14 protein-coding genes (1 of these 14 cut by a window edge) are annotated in these 25577 nt (G+C 42.3%); 2 read left to right on the top strand and 12 right to left on the bottom strand.

Annotation, left to right across the window (positions count from 1 at the left end; genetic code table 11):
* Positions 1-148: 148 nt before the first annotated feature.
* From EO116_RS06420 to hcp, 9 genes are all read right to left on the bottom strand, one after another.
* Positions 149-1825 (bottom strand): hypothetical protein, encoded by a 1677-nt coding sequence (locus EO116_RS06420; RefSeq protein ID WP_127161132.1) that lies wholly within the window; start codon positions 1823-1825, stop codon positions 149-151.
* The gene (gene hypB / locus EO116_RS06415) at positions 1815-2480 is read right to left on the bottom strand and encodes a hydrogenase nickel incorporation protein HypB (RefSeq protein ID WP_127161131.1); all 666 of its coding nucleotides are present in this window, start codon (positions 2478-2480) and stop codon (positions 1815-1817) included. The genes EO116_RS06420 and hypB overlap by 11 nt, the downstream gene beginning before the upstream one ends.
* Positions 2481-2489: 9 nt before the next feature.
* Positions 2490-2831 (bottom strand): hydrogenase maturation nickel metallochaperone HypA, encoded by a 342-nt coding sequence (gene hypA, locus EO116_RS06410; protein WP_127161130.1) that lies wholly within the window; start codon positions 2829-2831, stop codon positions 2490-2492.
* A complete protein-coding gene (locus EO116_RS06405; RefSeq protein WP_127161129.1) occupies positions 2809-3657 on the bottom strand; it encodes a bifunctional 5,10-methylenetetrahydrofolate dehydrogenase/5,10-methenyltetrahydrofolate cyclohydrolase in 849 nt (282 codons plus the stop codon). The genes hypA and EO116_RS06405 overlap by 23 nt, the downstream gene beginning before the upstream one ends.
* Positions 3658-3785: 128 nt before the next feature.
* Positions 3786-5774 carry a penicillin-binding transpeptidase domain-containing protein gene (locus tag EO116_RS06400; protein WP_127161128.1) on the bottom strand — a complete coding sequence of 663 codons (1989 nt, stop codon included), beginning with the start codon at positions 5772-5774 and terminating at the stop codon, positions 3786-3788.
* 5 nt (positions 5775-5779) lie between these two features.
* Positions 5780-7225: a CCA tRNA nucleotidyltransferase gene (locus EO116_RS06395; RefSeq protein WP_127161127.1), complete on the bottom strand. Its 1446-nt coding sequence runs from the start codon at positions 7223-7225 to the stop codon at positions 5780-5782.
* Positions 7226-7237: 12 nt separating this feature from the next.
* Complete coding sequence (gene sdaAA / locus EO116_RS06390; protein WP_127161126.1) at positions 7238-8113, bottom strand: L-serine ammonia-lyase, iron-sulfur-dependent, subunit alpha; 876 nt, start codon at positions 8111-8113, stop codon at positions 7238-7240.
* An 8-nt stretch (positions 8114-8121) separates the two neighbouring features.
* Positions 8122-8787 (bottom strand): L-serine ammonia-lyase, iron-sulfur-dependent subunit beta, encoded by a 666-nt coding sequence (gene sdaAB, locus EO116_RS06385; protein ID WP_127161125.1) that lies wholly within the window; start codon positions 8785-8787, stop codon positions 8122-8124.
* 433 nt (positions 8788-9220) lie between these two features.
* Positions 9221-10786: a hydroxylamine reductase gene (gene hcp / locus EO116_RS06380; protein ID WP_127161124.1), complete on the bottom strand. Its 1566-nt coding sequence runs from the start codon at positions 10784-10786 to the stop codon at positions 9221-9223.
* Between the two features lie 345 nt (positions 10787-11131).
* Here hcp and EO116_RS06375 point away from each other — a divergent pair, with 345 nt between their 5' ends.
* Together EO116_RS06375 and EO116_RS06370 are read left to right on the top strand one after the other, a co-directional pair.
* Positions 11132-11971 carry an Rpn family recombination-promoting nuclease/putative transposase gene (locus EO116_RS06375; protein ID WP_127161123.1) on the top strand — a complete coding sequence of 280 codons (840 nt, stop codon included), beginning with the start codon at positions 11132-11134 and terminating at the stop codon, positions 11969-11971.
* 225 nt (positions 11972-12196) lie between these two features.
* Positions 12197-12907, top strand: coding sequence for a Crp/Fnr family transcriptional regulator (locus EO116_RS06370; protein ID WP_127161122.1), 711 nt, complete (start codon positions 12197-12199; stop codon positions 12905-12907).
* 150 nt (positions 12908-13057) lie between these two features.
* Here EO116_RS06370 and EO116_RS06365 read toward each other — a convergent pair whose 3' ends face one another.
* The 3 genes from EO116_RS06365 to EO116_RS06355 all read right to left on the bottom strand — a co-directional run.
* Complete coding sequence (locus EO116_RS06365; RefSeq protein ID WP_164726091.1) at positions 13058-14056, bottom strand: Abi family protein; 999 nt, start codon at positions 14054-14056, stop codon at positions 13058-13060.
* A gap of 172 nt (positions 14057-14228) precedes the next feature.
* Positions 14229-14822 carry a type IV toxin-antitoxin system AbiEi family antitoxin domain-containing protein gene (locus tag EO116_RS06360; protein ID WP_127161120.1) on the bottom strand — a complete coding sequence of 198 codons (594 nt, stop codon included), beginning with the start codon at positions 14820-14822 and terminating at the stop codon, positions 14229-14231.
* A gap of 159 nt (positions 14823-14981) precedes the next feature.
* On the bottom strand, positions 14982-25577 hold the 3' end of the coding sequence (locus EO116_RS06355; protein ID WP_127161119.1) for a YadA-like family protein. The gene runs 18267 nt beyond the window's last position; only the last 10596 of its 28863 coding nucleotides appear in the window; its start codon lies beyond the right edge, outside the window; its stop codon occupies positions 14982-14984.

The raw sequence follows: 25577 nt of genomic DNA, 5'->3' as shown, positions 1-25577 counted from the left end.
CGACGCCATTTTGCGTAGTAGCCTTATGGCGTTGCTACATCATGCTTACACAAACACAAGAAGAGCACGGCGTGCCCCCGAACAAACATTATGAAATACCGTTTGTGAGGGGGTATGCCGTGCTCTTCCTTTTGCATAAATGACGTTATCACAACGCCATAGACTTCATAGACGAAACAAGTTCGCTTTTCTTTTGAGTTGACAACATAATTTCTCTAACAAATTTGTCATCTAATGTAAACAATAGGTAGGTATGTTCTAACACCGGATGGCGATAGCCATAGACTACACCTTTAGTAGTATCATGCTGATTAGCAGGTTCTTCAAAATCTGGCACTCCGTAGAGATAGAGCAGTAAGTATTTAGAATCTCCCAATGAAATGCCGCGTTTCGTCGTACCAAGCGATGAGTTGATCATGACACGAGTGATTTCGTGTTCCTTGTTATATGCGATAACTACATCCTTATACCCTAAAAATTCCTGACCGTACAGCTTGCCTCTTTCTTCCCAAGATCGATTAGGATCATTGGTAAATGTGTCACCTAATCGGTAACCCATCAAAGAGAAATCTGACTCTGTCATTGTATTAGGCTTAAACGTTTCTAATGTAGTGGCTGGTATAGCAAAACGAGGCCAGTCTTGACCCGTAATCATTCCCAAATATGTCACTTTCCCATCTTTCAATGAAAGCCACACATAACCCACAGAACTGTTAGAACCTGCTAAAGAGTCACTAGTATAAGAGTTCTCCACCAACTGTGAAAACTCCTCCTTTTGCATAGAACTTTTTTTGTTTTTTGTTATAGTTTTTTCTTTACCAAGTTCGCCTATATATAGCCACAGCAATGAACCATCTTTGTTATCACGCCACATAGCCTGTGGTGCGCCCCAAGCAAAGAGCACTTCCCCACGTGTAGCGCCTACATGTACATCTTCATGTAAGAAGATAGTCGATTTATCTGTCCATAATAAGTCGATAGGATATGCAAGAGTTTTAGGCTGTTTCGCATCATGTATGTGCTTTAAAGCCTTTCCATCTGTTGCGGTCCCCTCAGTCATACTAGAAGTTTTATGCTCTCCTGTGCTGTTATCTTTACTATATTTAGGCGCATTAGCTGCATCAGATTTACTTGTCTCTGGCTTATTTCCCGCAGTATCTTCAGACTCCGTCTCTACAGAATCACCTACCCCATCAACATCATTCTCACCTACAGTATCACTAGCATGCATAGTAACGGTTTTCTTTTTACCGATAACGTCTAGCTTTTCTTTCATCACATCCACATCAGGAAATGCCCAAGGTTCATGTTGTTTTGCTTCTATACGTGCTTTCGCCTCTGCTTCGAGTTCTTTAACAAATGCATCGGTAATAACGAGCTGTGGTATACGATTCGCCGTATAGGAAGTACCTACTAGTTCTAAGTTTTCTTCTTCCCCTTCTACAAAAGATGCTTTTTTCTCTTGTAAGAACTTACGCAACGCCAACTCTTCTGCCACCTGTTCTGGTGTTACAGTAAAGGTCGATGTCCCTACGGTTACCTTCCGTTGCACAGTGGTACCATTGTGCTTTGTCTCTAATACGGTTTTCCCTTTCGCCGCATCTGCTGTTGCTACGTTCTTTTCATCCGAATCTTTCTCCTTGGCAATCGATTCAGTCGCCTTATTTACGGCATTTGCACTACCATCTTGTTCAGTAACAACAGACCCCACCTGTTTGTTGATTGTATTTTCACTAGTATCTTGTCCTAGCACAATCTGCGGTTGTACTCCCACCATGCCTACTACTGCCATAGCTGCTAGGGTAACTTTCCAATTAGTTTTCATGGTTACGTCGCTCCTCTAGTTGTTCTTTCACCCAAGTAATCCATGGGGAAAGCCCTTCTGCCTGTGTACAGCTTACTTGAAAGATAGGCACACCTGGTTGTAGGGAGTTAATATCTCGAATAGCCTCATCCATCTTAAATGGTACATAGGGTAATAAATCGACTTTGTTTAATAGAACTGCCGAAGATTCTTTGAAAATCAACGGATATTTCAGTGGTTTATCTTCCCCTTCGGTAATGGAGAGGACCGTCACTTTCATATCTTCACCGATGAAAAATTCTGCGGGACATACTAAGTTACCCACATTTTCAATAATGATGAGATCCAACGCATCCAAATCTAGCTCACCAATGGCCTCAAGAATCATATTCGCATCTAAATGGCAACCACCGACGGTGTTAATTTGAATCACTGGTACTCCTGTGGCATGAATGCGCTCCGCATCTTTATCGGTAAATAAATCGCCTTCGATGACAGCAATGCGATAGTCCTTGGACAAGGTTTGTAAAGTCGCCTCTAGCAAAGATGTTTTCCCCGCCCCTGGCGACCCTAATAAGTTCATCACTAAAATGCGTTTCTCTTTAAATTGTTGTTGTAGTGTTTCTGCAATGGCATCATTTTTAGCCAATACATTTGTCATTACTTGTACTTCCATGGTACTCCTTTAATCCATATCGATAGATGCCACCCGCAGTTCTCGGCCTTGCAGTTCTTCCACCGCAAAGCTTTCACAGTGGGGACATACATGGCGATACTGTTCCATTGAAAATGTTTGATGGCAATCTAAACAACGCCCTTTCATAGGGATCGTTTCAATCTCTAATTTCGCCCCTTCTGCTGGTGTTCCTCGGGTCACCGCATCAAAGCAAAAGTGTAACGCCTCTGGTTCAACTCCAGATAAAGCTCCTATCTGTACCTGTATGGCATGGATGATGGTCCCTTCATTCGCTTTCAGCGTGTCTAGCGCCACATCTACAATTCCCTCAGCGATGGCCATTTCGTGCATAATAAGCCTCGTATAATCCTTCTAACATCATAGTAGTCGTCACAGAGCCTACGCCACCTGGCACAGGCGTGATGGCAGATGCCACTTCACTGGCAGAGGCGAAGTCCACATCGCCCACGGTCTGTCCCTCTAGGTCGTTAATGCCTACGTCGATAACGACACATCCCTCTTTCAACATAGACCCGTGCACCATGTGCGCTTTGCCTACGGCAGCTATGACCACATCAGCTTGGGCTAATTCACCTTCTAAGTCTTGTGTTCTAGAGTGGCAGATCGTCACTGTCGCATTCCGTTCTAGCGCCAATAGCGCCACTGGTTTGCCCACCACTTGGCTACGGCCTAGGACAACTACTTTTTTACCTGCCAGCTCAATGCCATAATGGTCGATAATCGCCATGCACGCTTTTGGCGTACACGGCACATAGCCGCCCTTGCCAGAACTTACCAAGCCAATGTTGTACGTCGTCAATCCATCAATGTCCTTCGCTGGATCCAAAGCGCCAATCACCGCTTCGCTATCGATGTGTTTCGGCATCGGCATCAACGGCAACACACCATAGATACGTTCATCTGCATTAAATCTGTGAATCACTGCTTCTACCTCTTCTTGGGTAGCCGTCGCTGGCAATTCCACTAATTCTGTGCCGAAGTTCGCCCCTTTTGCCACTTTCTCCATAAATGTAGCATACATTTTGGCAGCGCTATCGTCACCGACTAGCAAAATCCCTAATGTAATCGTCACACCTTGGTCCACCAAGGCTTGCATATGTTCCAGTAGCACCGCTTTGCGAGCTTGTGCCACCGGTTTACCTAATAATTCTATCATCCTGTCCTCACATTCCAAGTTAGTTACTACACATCTGTTCTACACGTCACTGCATCAGACATACGTCTATATTTCCCGATGCGTGCGCCTAGTTATCGGCTGAAATAAACCGTCACCGATTCCCTTTATTATCGGCTGAAATATACTGTCACCGATTCTCCTTGTTCCAAGGTACTGCCTACTGGCTCATCCTGTGAAATCGCGTAACCACTGCCGTTCGGCTTGAAGGTCAAGCCCGCTTCATGCACCCAATCGCGCACTTCTCCATAGGCATGACCTGTAAAATTCGGCACAATAATCGATCCATCTTGATTCCGCTGTACCGTTAATACCTTTGCAGTCGCTTTCGCTGTATCTTTGTCGCTATGCTTGCTCCGTGTTGGTGAAAGCTTATAGTACCGCACTAATTGTGACATCACATCTTGGAATACTGGCGCTGCAATTTGACTACCATAGTATGTACCTTGCGGGTCATCAATCACAACTAAGGCAACAAAGTGAGCATCTTCTACAGGGCCGTATCCAATAAAGGATGCAATATACCGGCCATTCAAGTAACCACCATGTTCGGCATCTAATTTTTGTGCCGTACCTGTTTTACCGGCAAATTGGTAGCCCTCTACGTAGGCTTTATGGCCGCCCCCTTCAGAAACTTCTTTTTCCAAAATATCTGTAATCTGTTTGGCAATACTTTCAGGGATAGGTTGGCCTTGCTCTATATCTTGTGCTTCTCTGAAAGTAGATCCATCTGGGTTCACGATGGATTTAATAATATGAGGTTTCATCATTTTGCCCCCATTTGCCAAGGCCCCAAAGGCTTGTACCATTTGCAATGGTGTTACCGCAATCCCTTGTCCGATAGACATAGTGGCAGTATCTAATTTACTCATTGTCTTCGGATCAAATAGGATTCCATCTCCCTCAGCCGGCAGTTCAATGCCTGTGGCTTTACCAAACCCAAATCGTTTGACATAATCTGTCAAAATATCTCCACCGGTAGTCGTACCCAAGTACACCATGCCCGTATTAATGGAATATTTTAGAATATCTAGTAAGCGAACTTTACCTCTGCCTTTACCGTCCCAGTTTTTTATCGTATGCCCATCGATTAGAATGGTACCCGTATCATTGTACACTGTATCTAGTTGCCATTTTCCAGCTGCCAGAGCGGAGGCGGCAATAATCGGTTTGAACGTAGACCCTGGTTCATAAATACTTACCACCGCATTGTTCCGATAATCCTCAAATTTCAGTTTATTCACATCCGTAGACATGCCTCGATTTTTGTTCGCCATTGCCAAGATTTCCCCTGTTTTAGGGTCCATAATAATCATGGCTGCACTGCGAGCCTTTGTATCTGCCATCGCTTTATCCAGTGCACGCTCTGCAATAAACTGCACCGTAGTATCAATGGTGAGATTTACAGATTTTTCTTGATCTGGTAAAAATTGAGACTGTACAGACTCAAAGACAGGTCTACCTGCTGTATCGTTATAAATGCTGACTTTTACCTCATTACTGCGAATCACATCATCTAAGTCTGCCTCTAATCCTGCCTTACCTTCTGCATCGGCTTTGCCATCTTCATTGAATCCCACAAATCCAAGGACCTGCGCTAATAAAGTATCATTCGGATAATAGCGACGGCTCTCTTTATGTAAGGTAATAAAATTGAACTTTGCTTCCTTGATGGCTGCTTCTATACCATTGGAGTTCGGCACATCTAAGAGGCGGTCAATCCACACAAAGGCGGTATCTTCATTTAATTTTTTAATAATTTCCTCTCTGGAAATACGCACATAAGGAGCTAATACATCTGCCACTTCTTCAGGGGATTTCTTAGCCACTACACGCATCATCGTTGGGTCAGCACTAACCGAGTTCACTGTTACGCTCAATGCCAAGGGGTTCCCAGAACGATCAAAAATAGTTCCTCGTGGGGATTGTAATACTCTATCTGTAATAAACTGATTGGAAAATCGTTTAGAATACGTATCATTCGCTACAATTTGTATATACCCATAGCGTAATACAATGAGCGATGCAATCACAAATATGATTGCAAATCCTCGTAAAGCATACTCATCTAATTGTTTTCGTGCTTGTTGCACTGTCATGGTCACTACTCCTTTTCTTTCAGTCGACGATACTTGGAAAGCCCTGCCTCCTGTAACGCCTCTGGGGTGTTCAAAATTTCTCCATTTTGTACACGTTGTAACAAGGTTTGCATCACTTCTTTTACATAAGGAGTTACCATACTCGGTAGCCCTTTATTATAATGTAAATCCTTCGTGTGTACTGGCATGGTCTGTGCCAATGACACCATACGACTACCATACCTATCTGATGGTTCTGGGTCTTTCGTGCCACCGCCGATCACATCTGCCACGCCTAATACCTTTAAATATTCCATGGCGATTACCAGATCTTTGTTTTCTCGAAATACACCATCTCTTGCTTCTTTTTGTATCCATCTCCGCAAATCAGCAGAGGCATTGGCCACGTAAAAGTGAAAGCGCATATGTCGCTCTACGAGCCACACCACAAGGTTTACAAACTCTTTGGCATAACCCAAACGAGTCAATATATCTCGTGTCATATTGGCTCCTACCGTATCGTGGTTGCGATCCGTAATCCGCCCATTGTGAAAGCCTCGAACGCCTTCCACGCCTTTTCCCACATCGTGGAGCAAAGCAGCCCAACGCAATACTAAGTTTTGTGGTACTGCTTTCACCACTGCTAAAGTATGGCGCCACCCATCATGAATATGATGTTCTGGGGCTTGTGGCAAGTCCACTAAATGCGTTAATTCCGGTAAAATCGCAATCCGTCGAGACTGGCCCTCGCTGGTTTGTTGACAATATTGGTCGTTTAAATGACTGCCCACCAACGCATCCAAGGCAAGGTCCACATGGTCGCTAAGCAACATTTTTTCGATTTCCGCCCGCACTCGTTCTAGGGATAAACCTTCCACTCGATACAGGTTCGGCTCGATGCCTGCCCATGTGTTCGGGTCGATGGTAAATCCCAACTGTCCTGCAAATCGGCATAACCGAAACATGCGCAACGCATCTTCTTGAAAGCGCTCTTGACTAGAACCAATCGTGCATAAACGGCGATGTTCTATATCTTGTAAGCCACCGACTTCATCTCGGATTTGTCCACTTTCAGTAAGAGCCAAACCATTGATCGTAAAATCTCGTCGTCGCACATCGTCTAGAAAGGTAGATGGATATTGCACAGACACAGGGCGATGACTGTCATCGCCATATTGTTCGCTGCGATAGGTAGCCACCTCATAGGAATGCTCACCATAGGATACGACCACAACGCCAAAAGAGGCGCCTACTACATTCGTTGTAGTAAACCCAGCCGTTCGCAATACATTGATGACCGTCTCTGGCATAGCAGAGGTAACAATGTCGTAATCATGGGGAATGCGTCCCATTTGGATATCTCGCACCGCACCCCCTACAATATACGCTTCCTGTTGTGCTTCTTGTAAAGTTTGCAAAATACGTACAGCTCCGTGGTAGGCAGCCGTTTCTCTGTATGCTAAACTCCCCATACTACTCCCTCTCTATTTCTGATGAGCCAAGCGATTGGTAATCTCCATGCCTGTTTTCGTTCTTGCAAGGCCCCCTTCGCTCGTTTCACGAAGTGCTTCCGGTAAGGCTCGTCCAATGGAATCCATAGCGCCAATCACTTCATCAGCAGGAATACGACTGCGCAAGCCTGCCATTGCCATTTCTGCCGCTGCCAACGCATGGACTGCATAAATACCATTCCGCTTTACACAAGGTACTTCTACGAGACCTGCCACGGGGTCGCAGACCAAACCCAGTACATTTTTCATGCACAAAGTCATAGCCGTCACCACTTCTTCCGTAGTACCGCCCATCATCGCCACTGCACACGCTGCTGCCATCGCCGCTGCTGTACCTACTTCGGCTTGGCAACCGCCCACAGCACCTGCTACGCAAGCTTGGTTTGTCACCACATTACCGACCCCAGCCGCCGCTAAAAATCCATTGATATACGCTTGGTCATCACAGTTGCACACTTCACCAACCGCTTGCATGACCCCTGGTAAAATACCACAGGCACCCGCCGTTGGACATGCCACGATGCGGAACATCTTCGCATTCGCTTCATTCACGGAAATAGCATAGCGCAAGGCACGGTACGTAAGGTCGCTCAAAAAGATAGGCTTTCGTTCGTCTAATTGTTTCGCTTGTCCGCCAGACATACCGCTTTTACTTGTTCTTGTATCTGCAATACCGTCACGAACAGACTCTTTAAAAATCTGAATGCGACGGCGTATTTCATCTAGGACGTCCTCTTCCGTAGCATCCGTACTTTCTATTTCTGCCCGCAAGACCACTTCGGAAAAGGAAATACTTTCACGATCTGCCAGGCGTACAATATCTTCAATAGTATCGTATAAATAACTCATAGTATCCTCTATTCCAATGGTTCAAAATACATCACCGAGGAAATGCCCGCCACTTCCTTAATCTGTTGCAATGCCACTGCATCTACATCGGAATCCGTGGAAATGAGCATCACCGCTTCCGACCCTTTTCGTTTGCGGAATACACGCATGCTGGAAATATTGATACCCGCTAAGCCTAAAATATGCGTTACCCCTGCAATGACACCTGGTTGATCCGTATGGAACACAATAATTTGATGCTCTTCTCCGGTAATCTCTACATCGATACCGTCAATATTGGTCACCGCCACTCTGCCACCACCGAGAGATGACCCTGTCACAGACATATGCTTGCCGTCTTTGCCATACATATTGAACCGCACCGTGTTCGGATGACCTGCATCCACTTCAGACTCGATGAAGGTATACTGAAAGTTCTCCTGCTGTGCAATTTCCAAGGAGTCGCGGATGCGCGCATCATCTGCATCCATGCCGAGTAAGCCTGCCACCAACGCACGATTCGTACCATGACCCCGGTAGGTCTTCGCAAAGGAACCATATAATGTCATAGTCACACTCTCTGGGCGTTCATGAAACATGGACAGTGCCATCTTTCCCAAGCGCGCCGCCCCCGCTGTATGTGAACTAGATGGACCGATCATAACCGGTCCAATGATATCAAAAATACTACTCAAAGTAGGTACCTCCTATTATCTATGTAGGAATATCTTATGTATTATCTGTATCTTATATCATACCATATTTGGGACCTTCTCGTAAAAAAGAATCCGCACGAGGAACGCCGTTACGAGTAGCAGTCTTTGTGGCGCTCTTTACTACCTAAATCACGCAAATACAAGAAGAGCACGGTGTGCCCCCGAACAAACATTATGAAATACCGTTTGTGAGGGGGTATGCCGTGCTCTTCCAATCCCCTAAGGAACGCCGTTACGAGTAGTAGCCTTTGTGGCGCCCTTCACTACCTAAATCACTCAAATACAAGAAGAGCACGGTGTGCCCCCGAACAAACATTATGAAATACCGTTTGTGAGGAGGTATACCGTGCTCTTCCCTTCACCCTATTTAGTTAACACCGCCACAAGGCTCCATAGCGTCACAAGAGACGTCTTAGCCTAGGATTGCTTTCAAATCTTCTTCTGGTGTTGTAATCGGATGTAAGTTGAATTTTTCAACTAAGATGCCAAGTACTGTGTTGGACAAGAATTTTGGCAAGGATGGTCCGATATAGATGTTGCGGATACCTAAGGACAATAATGTTAATAGGATACATACCGCTTTTTGTTCGTACCAAGACAATACTAATGTCAATGGTAATTCGTTTACGTCACACTCAAAAGCGCCTGCTAATGCTACTGCTACTTGGATCGCAGAGTACGCATCATTACATTGACCCATATCTAAGATACGAGGTAAGCCACCGATTTCACCGATGTTAAGGTCGTTGAAACGATATTTACCACAAGCAAGAGTCAATACCATTGTATCTTCTGGAGTTTGTTTTACGAAATCAGTGTAGTAGTTACGTCCTACTTTAGCACCGTCGCAACCACCTACCAAGAAGAAGTGTTTAATTGCGCCAGCTTTTACTGCTTCGATTACTTTGTCAGCTACACCAAGTACTGTACCATGACCGAAACCAGTTGTCACTTCTGTACCACCGTTGATACCTGTGAAGTGTTGTGGTTCTTTGTAACCGCCTAATTCGATAGCGCGTTCGATTACTGCAGAGAAATCTTTTGTGCCATCTTCGTTGTGTTCCACATGACCGCAGCCATCGAAACCAACCATGTCAGTTGTGAAAATGTTTTTGATGTATGTTTGTTTTGGTGGCATAATGCAGTTTGTTGTGAACAAGAATGCACCTGGAACGCCATCAAATTCTTTTTGTTGGTTTTGCCACGCAGTACCGAAGTTACCTTTCAATTGAGGATGTTTTTTCAATTCAGGGTATGCATGACATGGAAGCATTTCACCATGAGTATAAATGTTAACGCCTTTACCATCAGTTTGTTCCAATAACATTTTAAGGTCGTGTAAGTCATGACCTGTTACGACGATGAAAGGACCTGGTTCTACTGTCAAAGGTACAGTTGTTGGTACTGGAGTACCGTATGTAGTTGTGTTGGCTTTATCTAACAACGCCATGCAAGCAAGGTTGATGCCACCGAATTCCATCAATAAGCCTAACCATTCTTCTGCGCTGTGGTCTTTTGCCATTTCAACAAGGCCTTTTACAAACCACGCATCAACTTCTGGATCATTGTAGCCCAATACTGCTGCATGCCATGCGTACGCAGCCATACCACGCATACCTAATAACAATGTGGAACGTAAGGATACGATGTCTTCATGACCTTTCCACAATTCTTCCCAATCAAAGTTAGGAATGTTCGCATCTAATTTGTTGTGCGCATTGTTGATTACATCGATGAACTCTTGTACACGATCTTCAGAGAAGTTTACGTTTGTTACGCACATGAATAAACCACGTTTTAACAATTGTACGTTTTCTAACGTTACTTCTGTAGCTTGCATTGCACGAGCTAAACCGATCAACGCCGCTGTTAATTCGTCTTGTAAATTTGCAACCGGTGCTGTTTTACCACATACACCTTGTACTGTACAACCATTTGGTTGCGCTGTTTGTTCACATTGGAAACAGAACATACTCATGATAAACCTCCTTGGGAACTTTGCCCTTAATATGTATACTACAACATACTTTTTGTATTACTTTAGATATTTTACTAGACAATCCCTTTCATAGTGAAAGCCCTCTCCAGGGCAATCTAGCAGTGTCTTGTTATCTATACATGTAGTATAGTATACTGAAAGCAGAAAAAACGTATCCTTGGCTACACTTTAAAAACATTCTGAGAAATGGAGTAAGTAAATACGCCCCTCCCAGATTGAAAGACTTGGAATTCGTAGGGGCTTTTATCTTGGAGATATGAGAAAGAGCAATGTTATATATCTAAAATGTATGGTATAATTTGAATAAGAGTCGGAGGTGATTCTATGCATATCAAACCATTTGAAGAACTGACCATTCAGGATAACTTTATGTTTCAGAAGGTAATGCGAAATAAGCGTATTTGTAAGGCAACAATAGAACGGCTGTTAGATATCCAGATTAAAGATATCACCTATCTCGAAGAAGAAAAGTCACTGCATATGAACCCAGACAGTAAAGGTATCCGACTCGATGTCTATGTCAACGATGTGGATGGTACTGTCTTTAATGTGGAAATGCAAACCACTAAAAATATGGAGGAATTAGTAAAACGAGTCCGATACTATCAAAGTATCATCGATTTACATAACATTGAAAAAGGCCAGGACTACACCGAGCTCAATGATACCTATGTCATTTTTATATGTACATTTCCACTATTTAGTGATAATCTTCATAAATATACTTTCAAAAATATTTGTTTAGAAAATCACAATATAGAATTAAACGATGGAACTACAAAACTATTCTTGAGCACTAAAGGTACGGAAGACGATATTTCAAAACCGTTGCAATGTCTTTTAGATTATGTAGATGGCAAAACATCTTCAGATGATTTAGTAACGGAAATGAACTCAGTCGTTGATAAAGTACGACATTCTAAAGAATGGAGGTTGGAATATATGACACTCGAAATGGAATTAAGACGCCGTTGGAAAGAAGGCATGGCAGAGGGCGAAGCTAAAGGTAGAGCCGAAGGTAAAGCTGAAGGCAAAGATGAAGGTAAAGCCGAAGTAGTTCTTGGCATGTTAGAAGATAAACTATCCTTAGAAATGATTGCCAAATATACTAAGCTCACCATAGAACAAATCAAGGAAATCGGTAAAGCACACTCTTTAATTTAAGGTTTGCAATATAACGCGATTTATATGGCAGTATATACTGTCTTTGTACGATACAAAAAGGGTCCCTTTGGACCCTTTTGCTATACATCATATACACAGTCATAGAACATATAGTTATATCACGCTATCATTCTAGTATTCTGTCACTCTATCATCACATGCTTGTAGCACACTTATCATTATATTCCTATACCACATTATAATTTTCTAGTTATCGGAGGTCCCATGTCGACATTACATCCAACGTTAGAAACATACATGAATACGATTCAACAATCTCCCTTATGCGCACACATTGCACCAGAAAATTTATCACTTTTCTTGTCTCAAGCAAATGTGAAAGTACAAAGTTTCAAAAAAAATTCTTTCATTGCCATTGCTGGGGATCCGATGGAAGGCATCGGTATCTTGCTAGAAGGGCGTGCCTTATTAACACGAGAGAACATGTTGGGACAACGAACTATCGTAACTGAACTACAGCCGTCCTCTATGTTCGGGGAAGCTTTGCTCTTTAGTAATCATCCCCTATGGCCAGCTACCATTGAGGCTACAAAAGATGCGATCGTTTTATTTTTACCGATTGAGACTTTCACCAAAGCATTTCCGGACTGCCAATCCTGTCAAATCCAATTGCTCACCAACCTCATGCATGATCTATCTGAAAAGGCGATGCAACTGACTCGCAAGGTCCACTACCTATCCCTAAAAGGGATGCGCGAGAAAATCTTTGCTTATCTCATGGATATTCGCAGGGTACAAAAAAAGAATATCCTCACCTTGCCACACAATCGACAAGAAATGGCGGACGTCCTCAACGTGAGCCGCACCGCCCTCAGCCGTGAACTAGGTCGTTTGCAAGATGAACGGATCATCCAATTCCACGGCAAAGAAGTAGAGCTAGTAGATATCGAAACCATTCAAGATTTTTCATTTTAACAATACTAAAAGGGACGCTGTACAACCTGCGTCCCTTTTACTATATTCCAAACATTACCATCCACTAGATATACTATACGAATACCACAACACAAAACCCCCTACCGCTTCCAAGTCTTTCGACCTGGAAGGGTAGGGGCTTGTTGCATTCTATCTAAATATAGATTTAATAATTTCAAATCGACGTAACATATCTTCTGGTAAACGCAAGCAGTTACAATATTTTTTCAATAAATCTTTCATATCTATTCCTTCTTGTATATTCCCTCCTAGCAATATCTCTGCAGAATAATCTTCAATTATAGTTTGAGCTAGCGGTGTACCCTCTGTAAAGATGATCATCATAAGTATCAACCCATATAATCCATTGATACTCCCCTTATCTTTTTTTGAAATATCCCCGGAATATTTTCTAATGACATACTTTGGATATAACCTATACATGGTTTTACCCGGCAATTTAAATCCAGGCTGACATGTAATAAATTTCAGATTATGTGCTGCATAATTCCTAAACTTTCTCAGCCCTTCTAAAAAACTTATAATGAGTTCAATTTTTTCATATACTAACACCGCATCAGATTGTATAAGTAAATTTGCTACTTCCGCTTTATCTTTGGTACTTAAAAATTTAAACATATTAATCGAAATACCAAATGATGCATTTTTTAATAGAATCCATGGCGGAACATGATTATGAGATTTTATATAATATTTAGTAGGTGCTTTACTATGTTTAACAGACAATAACCTCATAATATCTATTTTAAGATTGTTGAACAATAATCCTCCTGCTTTTTTCTTATAATATTTAGGATTTAAATATATCTTTTCATCAACGCCTATATTCTTTGCAATCACATATGATAACTTTTGCTTAAAAATAGTTTCAATGATTAAGCTATATTTTATAGTAAGTGCTTGTACCCTTTTATCTAAATACCAAAATGCAAATAGATCTTCAATACTGGTATTTTTAATATACACCTTATTTTTTATGAATACTTCTTTATATCCATTAACAAGATCATAATATGACACTGTCATTAATATATTTTCTGCTAATACTGGATCTAAAATAATAAATCCTTTATTTTGTAATACTTCTACTTGTTGAGAAATATCTTGAAACGGTTTATCGTAGTCCATAAGTATCTCCATAAATAAAAAGGACACTGCCAAAGCAGTGTCCTAGTGACCAACGCCCTAAGCGTTGCAGCCAATCTACTAACACAACTATAGCACTATGCAAATAAACTGTCAACAGCTAATACATCTAACTATTAATTATTTTTCTAAATAATTTATTTATGATTCATCCTTATTCATAAAGGACCTCCACAACCCCTAAAACTTTATCTAGTATTTTCATTTTTTGAGCATACTTATAAAGTTTTGCTAAATCTTTATTTGAACTACTTACATAACGATTTAATACTTTCGAAAATATCTCGCTATCTATAGCCTTTCTATTCTTTATTAAATCACAAATCGTTCTTTCTAAATCATATACTCTCACTGTATTGCCATGCATCGTTTTACAATCAACAATTCCAAGTTCATGTACTTCTTTTGTTACATAGTGCTTTATAATATTTTCATCCATTCGATGCGGATTATATCCACGATACAAGGTCACCTCTAATTTATTTGGTATACTATCCATCAATTGATGTAGATACAGTGCTGATAGATAAGAAAAGATTGCTACTTTATATCTCTTCTGAAAGAAATAATATCCATCGTACTGTCCCCCTTCCACCATATAAATCCCTCTATCCACTCGCTGTAGACTGCCTTGCTCAACCATTCTTGTTAAATAAATACTCGGTATATTCTCGGATATCACTTCTTCACTCAGCAATATCCCTCCACTTTGTTTTAACTTCTCTTCTAATATTTTTTTATAATCCATATACTACCTACCTATAAAGTTTTATTTGTGCTAACATTATATCATTTTATTAGCACAAATACAACAATAAATAACACAAAAGCCCCTACCCTTCCGAGTCTTTCGACCCGGAAGGGTAGGGGCTTATTGCATCTTCTGAGGAAGTTACATCTTCAGGACTTATTTCATTCCCATAGCCTGCATCAACATTTTGATTTGTGCTTTCATTTCTTCATTGTCTTGAGCCATTTTGTTGTAAGATTCCTTCATTTCTTGGTTTTCTGCTTTCATACTTGCATTATCTGCCAGTACTTGTTCGTACGCTACTTTCGTGCGTTCGTTCTCTTGTTTCAATGCAGATACTTCATCTTGCATTACATATACAGAGGAGATCGGGCCCGCTTTATAACGTTCAGGAATTGCTTTTTCTTCTGGGCTCCAGCCAAATTTATGAGTCACGCCAGCATTCACCATATTTTGATGTTGACCTAATGTAACACCTACGTGGAACATAGTCGCTTCTTGCGTGTAATGAGCAAGGCCTACAGCCGCTGCTGTTTCACTACGATAATTACCAATGCCCGCCATGATTTGTGTCGGTTCTAATGGATCATATTGTAATGGTTTCAACGCTGCTAAAGCGGCTGCTCTCGCACCAGCTTTATGAGCTTCACCTGTAGCTTGGTTCAGAACGTTGTTAGCTGTCGCTTTCAACTGATCTACGTTGACACCGTCAGTGCCGTTGATACCAGGCGCCACATTTAGAATGCGATTACCGCCGTTATCTAGGCCATTTGCTGTCAATGATACAGGAGGGTTCGCTTTACCATTGGAATTGTTGGATTCAATCACCACACCCAATGGTGTCACATTCGTCGTAATCGCTGGTTCAGGTTTACCATCTTTGCCAGGACGATATACAGTGTACTCACTGCCTGATCCGTCATGTTTCACAGTCGTATTAAACTCTGCCGGTTTACCTGTTTTCTCATCGATTACAGGTTTCACCTTGCCATCTTTATCGATGAAAGTAGGTTTAAATAGGCCTGTGTAATCGGTAGAACCATCACCCATGTGAACATTTTTCGCCAACTTCACTGTCATGGACGCCGGTGTTTTCACTGTTCCATCTGCATTTTTAACAGCTTCTTTCGCAATAACGCCGATATTATTGTCAGTCAACTTAGCCGCATCTGCACCACCGTTGATATTCAATACTTCACCAAGGCCAACCACAGCCGTCACATCTTTGTTATCACCTGTGAACTTACGAGACTCTGCTAAACGGTCACTAACCACTTTCAATTGATCTTCCGTCGCTGCACGTCCAGATACAACTGTTGGGTTTGCTACATTCCAGTCTTTGTTTTGCAAGCCCGTCACAAATCCTTGTTTACCGTCAATGGATACAGCTTTGTCGTCAGTTTTGCCACCACTGAAAGTAGTCACTCCCTTATCTTTGAACTCAACTTTGCCGTTGTTTTCTTTATTCGTAATGGAGTTGATGCTTGTTAAGTCGCTAGCTAATTGTACTTTTAACTTACCATCCATATTGTTCACACCAATGTTTTTATCCGTTAAGTTGTCCTTAGCTGCACCACCAACAATATCTACAGTTTGATTCAACTTCTTAGCGATGACTTTGGATTTGTCAGCATCTTGTGCATCGTCACCAGCGTATTTCACGCCATCGTCCATCGTAGCTACTTCATGTTTCACCACAATGTCTTTACCAGCATTGTTAGGATCTGGATGTTTCGTTTCATATACGATACGAGTCATACCATCTTTACCATTAGCGCCATCTGTGCCGTCTACACCAACAACACCTTTGTCACCTTTAATGGAAAGACCATTTTTACCATCTTTACCGTTCAAGCCGATAGAGCCGTCCTTACCGTTGATCACAACTGCCGATCCGTCTTTACCGTTCACACCGATAACGCCGTCAGAGCCTGGTTTGCCATCTTTGCCGTTAACGCCTGGTTCACCTTTTTCGCCCACTGTTACCACTGCATCTGTGCCAGGTTTTCCGTCTTTACCGTCTTCACCTTTTACAGTGATTGTATTAGTTGTTAAGGATTTAGATGTTAAATCTTTGTTCAACTTCACAGTGACCGTTGTATTACCGTTAGCATCTTGCTCAATGGATGTTAATACGTTTTTGCCATCATAGTTTTTGTCTGCATACGTAGCACCTGCTGGAATTTCCGCCGTACCTTGGATTTTCACAGTAGAGCCAAGTTTATTTGTTTTTGCTCCACCAGTGTTTGCATCAAAGACTAAACCTTTGTCGACTAAACCAGTAGTAGCAGATTTCAATTGGTCTTCTGTAGCTGCTCTACCAGATACAAATGTTGGATTTGTTACACCCCAAGTTTTGTTATCTAAACCAGTGATGAAGTTACCTTCTGTTGCTGTTGCATCAGCCGCCGGTGTTGTACCATCTGCACTTGGTGTAACAGATTGTTTACCTACGGTCACGCCAGAGGCTACCACTTGACCTTTACCACCATCTACTTTCACAGTATTCGTTCCAGTACCTGCTGTCACAGTCGCATTAGTACCATCTACTTTCACAATGTTGTCACCAGTGCCCGCTGTCACGGTACCTGCTGTGCCATCCATTGTCACTTGTTTCGTAGCATCCGTACCCAATGTCACTTTGTCTGCTAAGCGAATGTCGTAGTTATTATGACCATCAGTTCCTGTTGTAACCGTTAAGGAAAGATTTTTATTCACATCTTTGTCTTCACCGTTCACAGAAACAGTTGTTTTCGCTTTGCCAATTTCGTCGTGCAATTGTTTTACGTTAACAGCGTCTGTATCATTTACACCTTCGGCCACGTTCACAATTTTGTTTCCACCATTATCTAAACCATTATTAGTTAAGGATACGGTTTTGTCGCCATTTTCGATGGTAATACCAGATGTGTTAACTGTGGTCGCTTTGTCTCCATCACGATATACAGTTTCACCTGCTGTCGTGGAAGTTGTCACATCGCCATCTTTTACAACCGTACCAGTCTTAGTCACGAATGTACCGGCATCTTTATCACCTACAGTTAAACCTGTTGCGCTAAGAACCGTGTCACCAGTCGTCACCTTGCCACCTTCTACTTTTGTTGTTTTGCCACCAGCGTTCGTAAATTCAGCGCTTGTTAAGCCTTTCAATTCTTTCGCCAATTTCACTTCCACAGTAGAACCATTCGCATTCACACCGATGTTGTTATCAGATAATTTAGTTTTATCTGCGCCACCAGTGATATTGAAAGCGATACCACCTGCTTTATTCAAGCCTTGTACATCTGTTTTAGACGCATTGTCTGCACCGAATTGGATTGTGTTATTCGCTACTGCTTTCGCTGCATCAGATACAGTTTTCAACTGATCTTCTGTCGCTGCACGGCCAGATACAAATTTCGGTTCTGTTACGCTCCAATCTTTGTTTTCCAGACCTGTGATGAAGTTGCCTTCTGCCGCAGTATCTGTAGCTGTTGGTGTTTTGCCATCTGCGCTTGGTGTAGCAGATTGTTTACCAATCACAACACCACCAGTGACAGCGCCATTTGCATCTTTCACACCATTCACACGGGCTACTGTCGGTGTCACTTCAGTCGTATTCGTACCGTCTGTGAAAGTCGCGCCTGTGCTACCTACTTTGGATTCGTTAGCACCGTCTTTCACAGTCAAGCCTGCATTGTTCACCACGGAATTACCTACTGTCATGGAGCCAGTATTCGTTAAGTTTAGATGTTTGTTCAAGCGAAGTGTCAACGCATCTTTACCATCTGCTTCTACTAAGATATTACCCTCAGCGGATGCAAATGTTTTAGCCGCTTCCTTCGTCACACCTTCACCAACGATATTCACCAATGTGTTCAAGCGATGTTTATTCACAGTGTCAGAGTTATTACCAGCGAAACGTAAGCCGTCGTCCATAGTAGCCACTTGACGTTCTACTACTTTTTCAGTATTCGTCGCTGGGTCAATTTCTTTCGTTGTGTATACGATACGAGTGATGCCGTCTTTGCCGTCAACACCTTTTTCACCACGAACGCCTGGAACACCATCAGCTCCGTCAGCACCGTTGTAGCCTTCTTTCATACCGATATCTAAGGATTTGCCTGGTTTTCCGTCAGCACCTTTAGGGCCCGTTAAGCCGATTGTGCCGTCTTTACCGTTGATGACAACAGATTTACCGTCTTCACCTTTGGCACCGATTTTACCATCTTTACCATTGATGACTACGCTATTACCATTTTCACCTTTAGGGCCAGTCAAGCCGATAGATCCGTCTTTGCCGTTGATCACAACTGCAGAGCCGTCTTTGCCGTTGACGCCGATAATACCGTCAGAACCTGGTTTACCATCTTTACCTGCTACGCCTGGTTCACCTTTTTCACCGACAGTCACTACTGCATCTGTGCCAGGTTTTCCGTCTTTGCCGCCTTCACCTTTTACAGTCACAGTATTCGTTGTTAAGGATTTAGATGTTAAATCTTTATTCAACTTGATTGTTACTGTGCTATTGCCGTCAGTTCCTTTTTCAACAGTTGTCACTACGTTGTTGCCATCGTAGTTGTCATCTGCTGTTACATTAGCTGTACCAACAATGTTTACAGTAGATCCAAGAGCATTTTCAACAACTTTTTTACCACCAGCTTTCGCAGGAAGGTTCGCACCGAAGGACAATTTGCCTGTACCAATTTGACCTTGAATTACTTTCAATTGTTCTTCCGTAGCTGCACGGCCTTTTGTTGCGAAGTCAGCTGCATCCAACGTTGTATTCGTTAAACCAGTGATATCACCTACAGAACCATCAATAGCAATTGGTTTACCATTGTTGCCAACAGTCACTTTACCTACTTTACCGTCGATTGTCACAGTTTTATCACCAGCTGCTGCACCGCTACTGAAAGTAGTTACGCCATTAGCACCGAGCTCAACTTTACCAGAGTTTGCACCATTAGTAATGGAGTTGATGTTTGTTAACTCGCTAGCTAATTGAACTTTTAACTTACCATCTTTCGCATTCACGCCGATGTTGTTGTCAGTCAATTTGTCTTTAGCTGCACCACCAACGATTTCTAAACGTTCGTTTAGTTTTTTGTTGATTACATTCGCTTCTGCTGTGGTTGCAGTCGCTGCTTCGTAGTTATCACCGCTGTATTTTTGACCGTCGTCCATCGTAGCTACTTCATGTTTCACTGTGATTTCTTTACCAGCATTATTAGGATCTGTATGTTTCGTTTCATATACGATACGAGTCATACCGTCTTTACCATTAGCACCATCTGTGCCGTCTAAACCAACTGCACCTTTGTCGCCTTTCATAGTAAGACCATTAGCACCATCTTTACCATTCATGCCGATAGAGCCATCTTTACCGTTGATGACAACTGCAGAACCGTCCTTACCGTTAACGCCGATAGTACCATTAGAACCATCTTTACCTGCTTCGCCTTTTTCACCGACAGTCACTACTGCATCTTTGCCGTCTTGACCGTTGGCACCTGGTTCACCTTTTACAGTTACCGTGTTAGTTGTTACAGATTTAGAGGTTAAATCTTTGTTCAATTTCACAGTTACTGTTGTATTGCCAGTAGTTGGATCTTGTTCGATAGATGTTAATACGTTTTTACCATCATAGTTTTTATCTGCATCCGTAGCACCTGCTGGAATTTCCGCAGTGCCTTGGATTTTCACAGTAGATCCAAGTTTATTTGTTTTCGCTCCGCCAGTGTTAGCATCGAAGACTAAACCTTTGTCTACTAAACCTGTTGTAGCAGATTTCAATTGATCTTCCGTTGCTGCACGGCCAGATACAAATGTTGGATTTGTTACATCCCAAGCTTTGTTATCTAAACCAGTGATGAAGTTCCCTTCTTCTGGTGCGATAACTTTACCTGCTGTAGGAACAGTTTCTGCTGGTGTCACAGATTGTTTACCAATCACCACACCGTCAGTTACTATACCATCTGCACCATTCGTTCCGTTCACACGAACTACTGTCGGTGCCACGCTACTTGTCTTCGTACCATCTGTGAAAGTAGCACCTGTGCTAGTCACTTTGGATTCGTTAGCACCGTCTTTAACAACAGTACCTGCATTAGTCACTTTCGTTTCCTTAGTGCCATCTTTTACAGTCAATCCTGTTGTATCTAGAGTAGATTCGCCAGCCGTTACCTTGCCGTCTTTACCGTTGATAGTAACAGTTTTATCGCCAGCTGCTGCACCGCTACTGAAAGTAGTCGCTCCATCTGCACCGAACTCAACTTTGCCATTGCCTGCTGCATTAGTAATGCTGCTGATATTAGCAAGATTTTTATTCATTTTTACAGTCAATGTAGTTTTGCCGTCAGCATCTACTAAGATGTTACCAGTAGCAGACTCAAATGTTTTCGCAGCTTCCTTAGTCACACCTTCACCAACGATGTTCACCAATGTGTTCAAGCGATGTTTATTCACAGTGTCAGAGTTATTACCAGTGAATTGTAAGCCGTCGTCCATAGTAGCCACTTGACGTTCTACTACTTTTTCAACTTTCGTTACTGGGTCAACTTCTTTCGTTGTGTATACGATACGAGTGATGCCGTCTTTACCGTCAACACCTTTTTCACCACGAACTCCTGGAACTCCATCAGCACCATCTTGACCATTATAGCCATCTTTCATGCCGATATCTAAGGATTTACCTGGTGCACCATCAGCACCTTTCGAACCCGTTAAGCCGATTGTGCCGTCTTTACCGTTGATGACAACAGATTTTCCGTCTTCACCTTTGGCTCCGATTTTACCATCTTTACCATTGATGACTACGCTATTACCATTTTCACCTTTAGGGCCAGTCAAACCGATAGATCCGTCTTTGCCGTTGATCACAACTGCAGATCCGTCTTTACCGTTTACGCCGATAGTACCGTTAGAGCCATCTTTACCATCTGCACCTTTTTCACCCACAGTCACTACTGCATCTTTGCCGTCTTGACCGTTAGCGCCAGGTTCACCTTTTACAGTTACTGTGTTAGTTGTTACAGATTTAGATGTTAAATCTTTATTCAACTTGATGGTAACTTTGCTATTGCCGTCAGTTCCTTTTTCAACAGTTGTCACCACGTTGTTACCATCGTAGTTATCGTCTGCTGTTACATTAGCTGTACCAACAATATTCACCGTAGAACCAAGAGCATTTTCAACAACTTTATTGCCACCAGCTTTTGCAGGAAGGTTAGCACCGAAGGACAAGTTGCCAGTACCCAATTGACCTTGGATTAATTTCAACTGTTCTTCCGTAGCCGCACGACCTTTAGTACCAAAGTCTGGCCCTGTTAACGTTGTATTTGTCAAACCAGTGATATCGCCTACAGAACCATCGATAGCAATTGGATTACCGTTGTTGCCAACAGTGACTTTACCTGCTTTACCGTCGATTGTGACAGTTTTATCACCAGCTGCTGCGCCACTACTGAACGTAGTTACGCCATCAGCACCGAACTCAACTTTACCAGAGTTTGCACCATTAGTAATGGAGTTGATATTTGTTAACTCGCTAGCTAATTGAACTTTTAACTTACCATCTTTCGCATTCACACCGATGTTGTTGTCAGTCAATTTAGCTTTGTCTGCGCCACCAACAATTTCTAAACGTTCGTTTAGTTTTTTGTTGATCACATTCGCTTCTGCTTCAGTTGCAGTCGCTACTTCGTAGTTATCACCGCTGTATTTTTGACCGTCGTCCATCGTAGCTACTTCATGTTTCACTGTGATTTCTTTACCAGCATTGTTAGGATCTGTATGTTTCGTTTCATATACGATACGGGTCATACCGTCTTTGCCATTAGCGCCATCTGTGCCGTCTAAACCAACTGCACCTTTGTCGCCTTTCATAGTAAGACCATTAGCACCATCTTTACCATTCATGCCGATAGAGCCATCTTTACCGTTGATTACAACTGCAGAACCGTCTTTACCATTTACGCCGATAGAACCATTAGAACCTGGTTTGCCATCTTGGCCATCAACACCTTTTTCACCTTTTTCACCAACAGTCAGTACCGCATCTTTGGTTTGACCATTACCACCTGGTTCACCTTTTACAATCACTGTATTTGTTGTTAAGGATTCAGATTTTAAATCTTTTTTCAACTTCACAGTCACTGTTGTGTCACCAGTAGTTGCATCTTGACCGATAGTTGTTACTACGTTTTCATCGTTGTAACCTTCATCAGATGTGGCATTCGAAGAGCCTAAGATATGTACAGTAGTGCCAAGTTTATTAGTCACAACCTTATCTCCACCTTCTTTAGCAGAAAGGTTCGCACCGTATTTCATACCTTTATCTGTAGCATCAGTAACTGCTTTAGCAATACTTGCATCAGAAGCATTTTTAAGGTCAGATACGTTAACTGCTGATTTACCTGTTACAGGATCTTTCGCAGTGGCTTCTAATTTTTCTAAGTACGTTGGGTCTTGTTTAGGCTGATTTGTCGCATCTTTCACCACAGCTGTATCGATAGCAGAGCCTACGTTGTCTACACGTTTAGTATCTGGCGTGTTTACTTTCGTATGAACATCACCTTCATACTTAGTACCATCTGCATTTTTGAAAGTGCCATCTGGTTGTTTAAATACTTGGTTACCAGCGTTATCTACGTAAATCAAGGCTTGGTCTTGCGCCACTTGTTTCGTGTTCAAGGATACCGTTACATCATCGCCTTTAGCAGATGTACTGATGTAGTTTGTATCACCCTTGATATTGAACTTCACATCACCAGCTGTTAAGGATTTAGCCGTTGTTGTACCAGTTGTATCATCGCCAAGAGAAATTTTATTTCCTACTTGACCTTTTACAATATCTAAGTCAGATTTTTTAGCTACATCTGTAATAGTGACTGTATTTGTACTATTCGGATTTGCTGCATCTTGTACAGTTAAGCTAATATTACCATCATTATCTGCTGTGTATTTACCATCAGATCCAGTTGCTGGATTTGCCACTAAACGATAGTCGCTGCCAGATTTAGCAGTAATAGCTTCGGAGATTTTTTTCAACTGATCTTCTGTCGCTGCACGACCAGATACAAATGTTGGAGTTGCTACATTCCACTCTTTATTTGCAAGACCCGTTACGAAGTTGCCTTCTGTTGGTGTACCACCAGTTGTAGGAGCTACGCCAGTTGCACTTGGAGTGACAGATTGTTTACCTACTACCACACCACCTGCTGTTACAGAAGTCGTTGCATTAACCGTACCTTCTTTACCGTTGATTGTAACAGTTTTATCACCAGCTGCTGCGCCACTACTGAAAGTAGTAGCTCCGTCTGCACCGAACTCAACTTTGCCATTACCTGCCGCATTTGTAATGCTGCTGATATTAGCAAGGTTTTTGTTCATTTTTACAGTCAATGTGGAGTTGCCATCTGCTTGTACTAAGATGTTACCACTTGCAGATTGGAATCCATCTACTTGTTCTTTTGTAACACCTTCACCAACGATGTTCACTAATGTATTTAGCTTATGTTTGTTTTCTGTACCGGAATTGTTACCAGTGAAACGTAAGCCGTCGTCCATTGTAGCTACTTGATGTTCTTTACCGCCTTCAGTGTATACGATACGAGTGATGCCGTCTTGGCCGTCAACACCTTTTTCACCACGAACGCCATTTGCTCCATCTGTGTTATAGCCATCTTTCATGCCAATGTTAATGGATTTGCCTGGTTGTCCGTCAGCACCTTTAGGACCAGTTAAGCCGATTGTGCCGTCTTTACCGTTGATCACGACTGCAGAGCCGTCTTTACCATTCACGCCGATAGTACCATTAGATCCTGGTTTACCATCTGCACCTTTTTCACCGACAGTCACTACTGCATCTTTGCCGTCTTGACCGTTAGCTCCAGGTTCACCTTTTACAGTTACCGTGTTAGTTGTTATAGATTTAGATGTTAAATCTTTATTCAACTTGATGGTAACTTTGCTATTGCCGTCAGTTCCTTTTTCAACAGTTGTCACCACGTTGTTACCATCGTAGTTATCGTCTGCTGTTACATTAGCTGTACCAACAATATTCACCGTAGAACCAAGAGCATTTTCAACAACTTTATTGCCACCAGCTTTTGCAGGAAGGTTAGCACCGAAGGACAAGTTGCCAGTACCCAATTGACCTTGGATTAATTTCAACTGTTCTTCCGTAGCCGCACGACCTTTAGTACCAAAGTCTGGCCCTGTTAACGTTGTATTTGTCAAACCAGTGATATCACCTACAGAACCATCAATAGCAATTGGATTACCATTGTTGCCAACAGTCACTTTACCTGCTTTACCGTCGATTGTCACAGTTTTATCACCAGCTACTGCACCGCTACTGAACGTAGTTACGCCATTAGCACCGAACTCAACTTTACCAGAGTTTGCACCATTAGTAATGGAGTTGATGTTTGTTAACTCGCTAGCTAATTGAACTTTTAACTTACCATCTTTCGCATTCACGCCGATGTTGTTGTCAGTCAATTTAGCTTTGTCTGCGCCACCAACAATTTCTAAACGTTCGTTTAGTTTTTTGTTGATCACATTCGCTTCTGCTGTGGTTGCAGTCGCTGCTTCGTAGTTATCACCGCTATATTTTTGACCGTCGTCCATCGTAGCTACTTCATGTTTCACTGTGATTTCTTTACCAGCATTATTAGGGTCTGGATGTTTCGTTTCATATACGATACGAGTCATACCGTCTTTACCGTTAGCTCCATCTGTGCCGTCTAAACCAACTACACCTTTGTC

It is taken from the genome of Veillonella sp. VA137 (assembly GCF_003992015.1).
Taxonomy (GTDB): Bacteria; Bacillota; Negativicutes; order Veillonellales; family Veillonellaceae; genus F0422.
This window is presented reverse-complemented; position numbering and strand designations above follow the sequence as displayed.

Bases quoted from the DNA above. Each gene is read 5' to 3' on its own strand.
- EO116_RS06420 (WP_127161132.1), bottom strand. From the start codon at position 1,825: ATGAAAACTAATTGGAAAGTTACCCTAGCAGCTATGGCAGTAGTAGGC.
- hypB (WP_127161131.1), bottom strand. From the start codon at position 2,480: ATGGAAGTACAAGTAATGACAAATGTATTGGCTAAAAATGATGCCATT.
- hypA (WP_127161130.1), bottom strand. From the start codon at position 2,831: ATGCACGAAATGGCCATCGCTGAGGGAATTGTAGATGTGGCGCTAGAC.
- EO116_RS06405 (WP_127161129.1), bottom strand. From the start codon at position 3,657: ATGATAGAATTATTAGGTAAACCGGTGGCACAAGCTCGCAAAGCGGTG.
- EO116_RS06400 (WP_127161128.1), bottom strand. From the start codon at position 5,774: ATGACAGTGCAACAAGCACGAAAACAATTAGATGAGTATGCTTTACGA.
- EO116_RS06395 (WP_127161127.1), bottom strand. From the start codon at position 7,225: ATGGGGAGTTTAGCATACAGAGAAACGGCTGCCTACCACGGAGCTGTA.
- sdaAA (WP_127161126.1), bottom strand. From the start codon at position 8,113: ATGAGTTATTTATACGATACTATTGAAGATATTGTACGCCTGGCAGAT.
- hcp (WP_127161124.1), bottom strand. From the start codon at position 10,786: ATGAGTATGTTCTGTTTCCAATGTGAACAAACAGCGCAACCAAATGGT.
- EO116_RS06375 (WP_127161123.1), top strand. From the start codon at position 11,132: ATGCATATCAAACCATTTGAAGAACTGACCATTCAGGATAACTTTATG.
- EO116_RS06370 (WP_127161122.1), top strand. From the start codon at position 12,197: ATGTCGACATTACATCCAACGTTAGAAACATACATGAATACGATTCAA.
- EO116_RS06365 (WP_164726091.1), bottom strand. From the start codon at position 14,056: ATGGACTACGATAAACCGTTTCAAGATATTTCTCAACAAGTAGAAGTA.
- EO116_RS06360 (WP_127161120.1), bottom strand. From the start codon at position 14,822: ATGGATTATAAAAAAATATTAGAAGAGAAGTTAAAACAAAGTGGAGGG.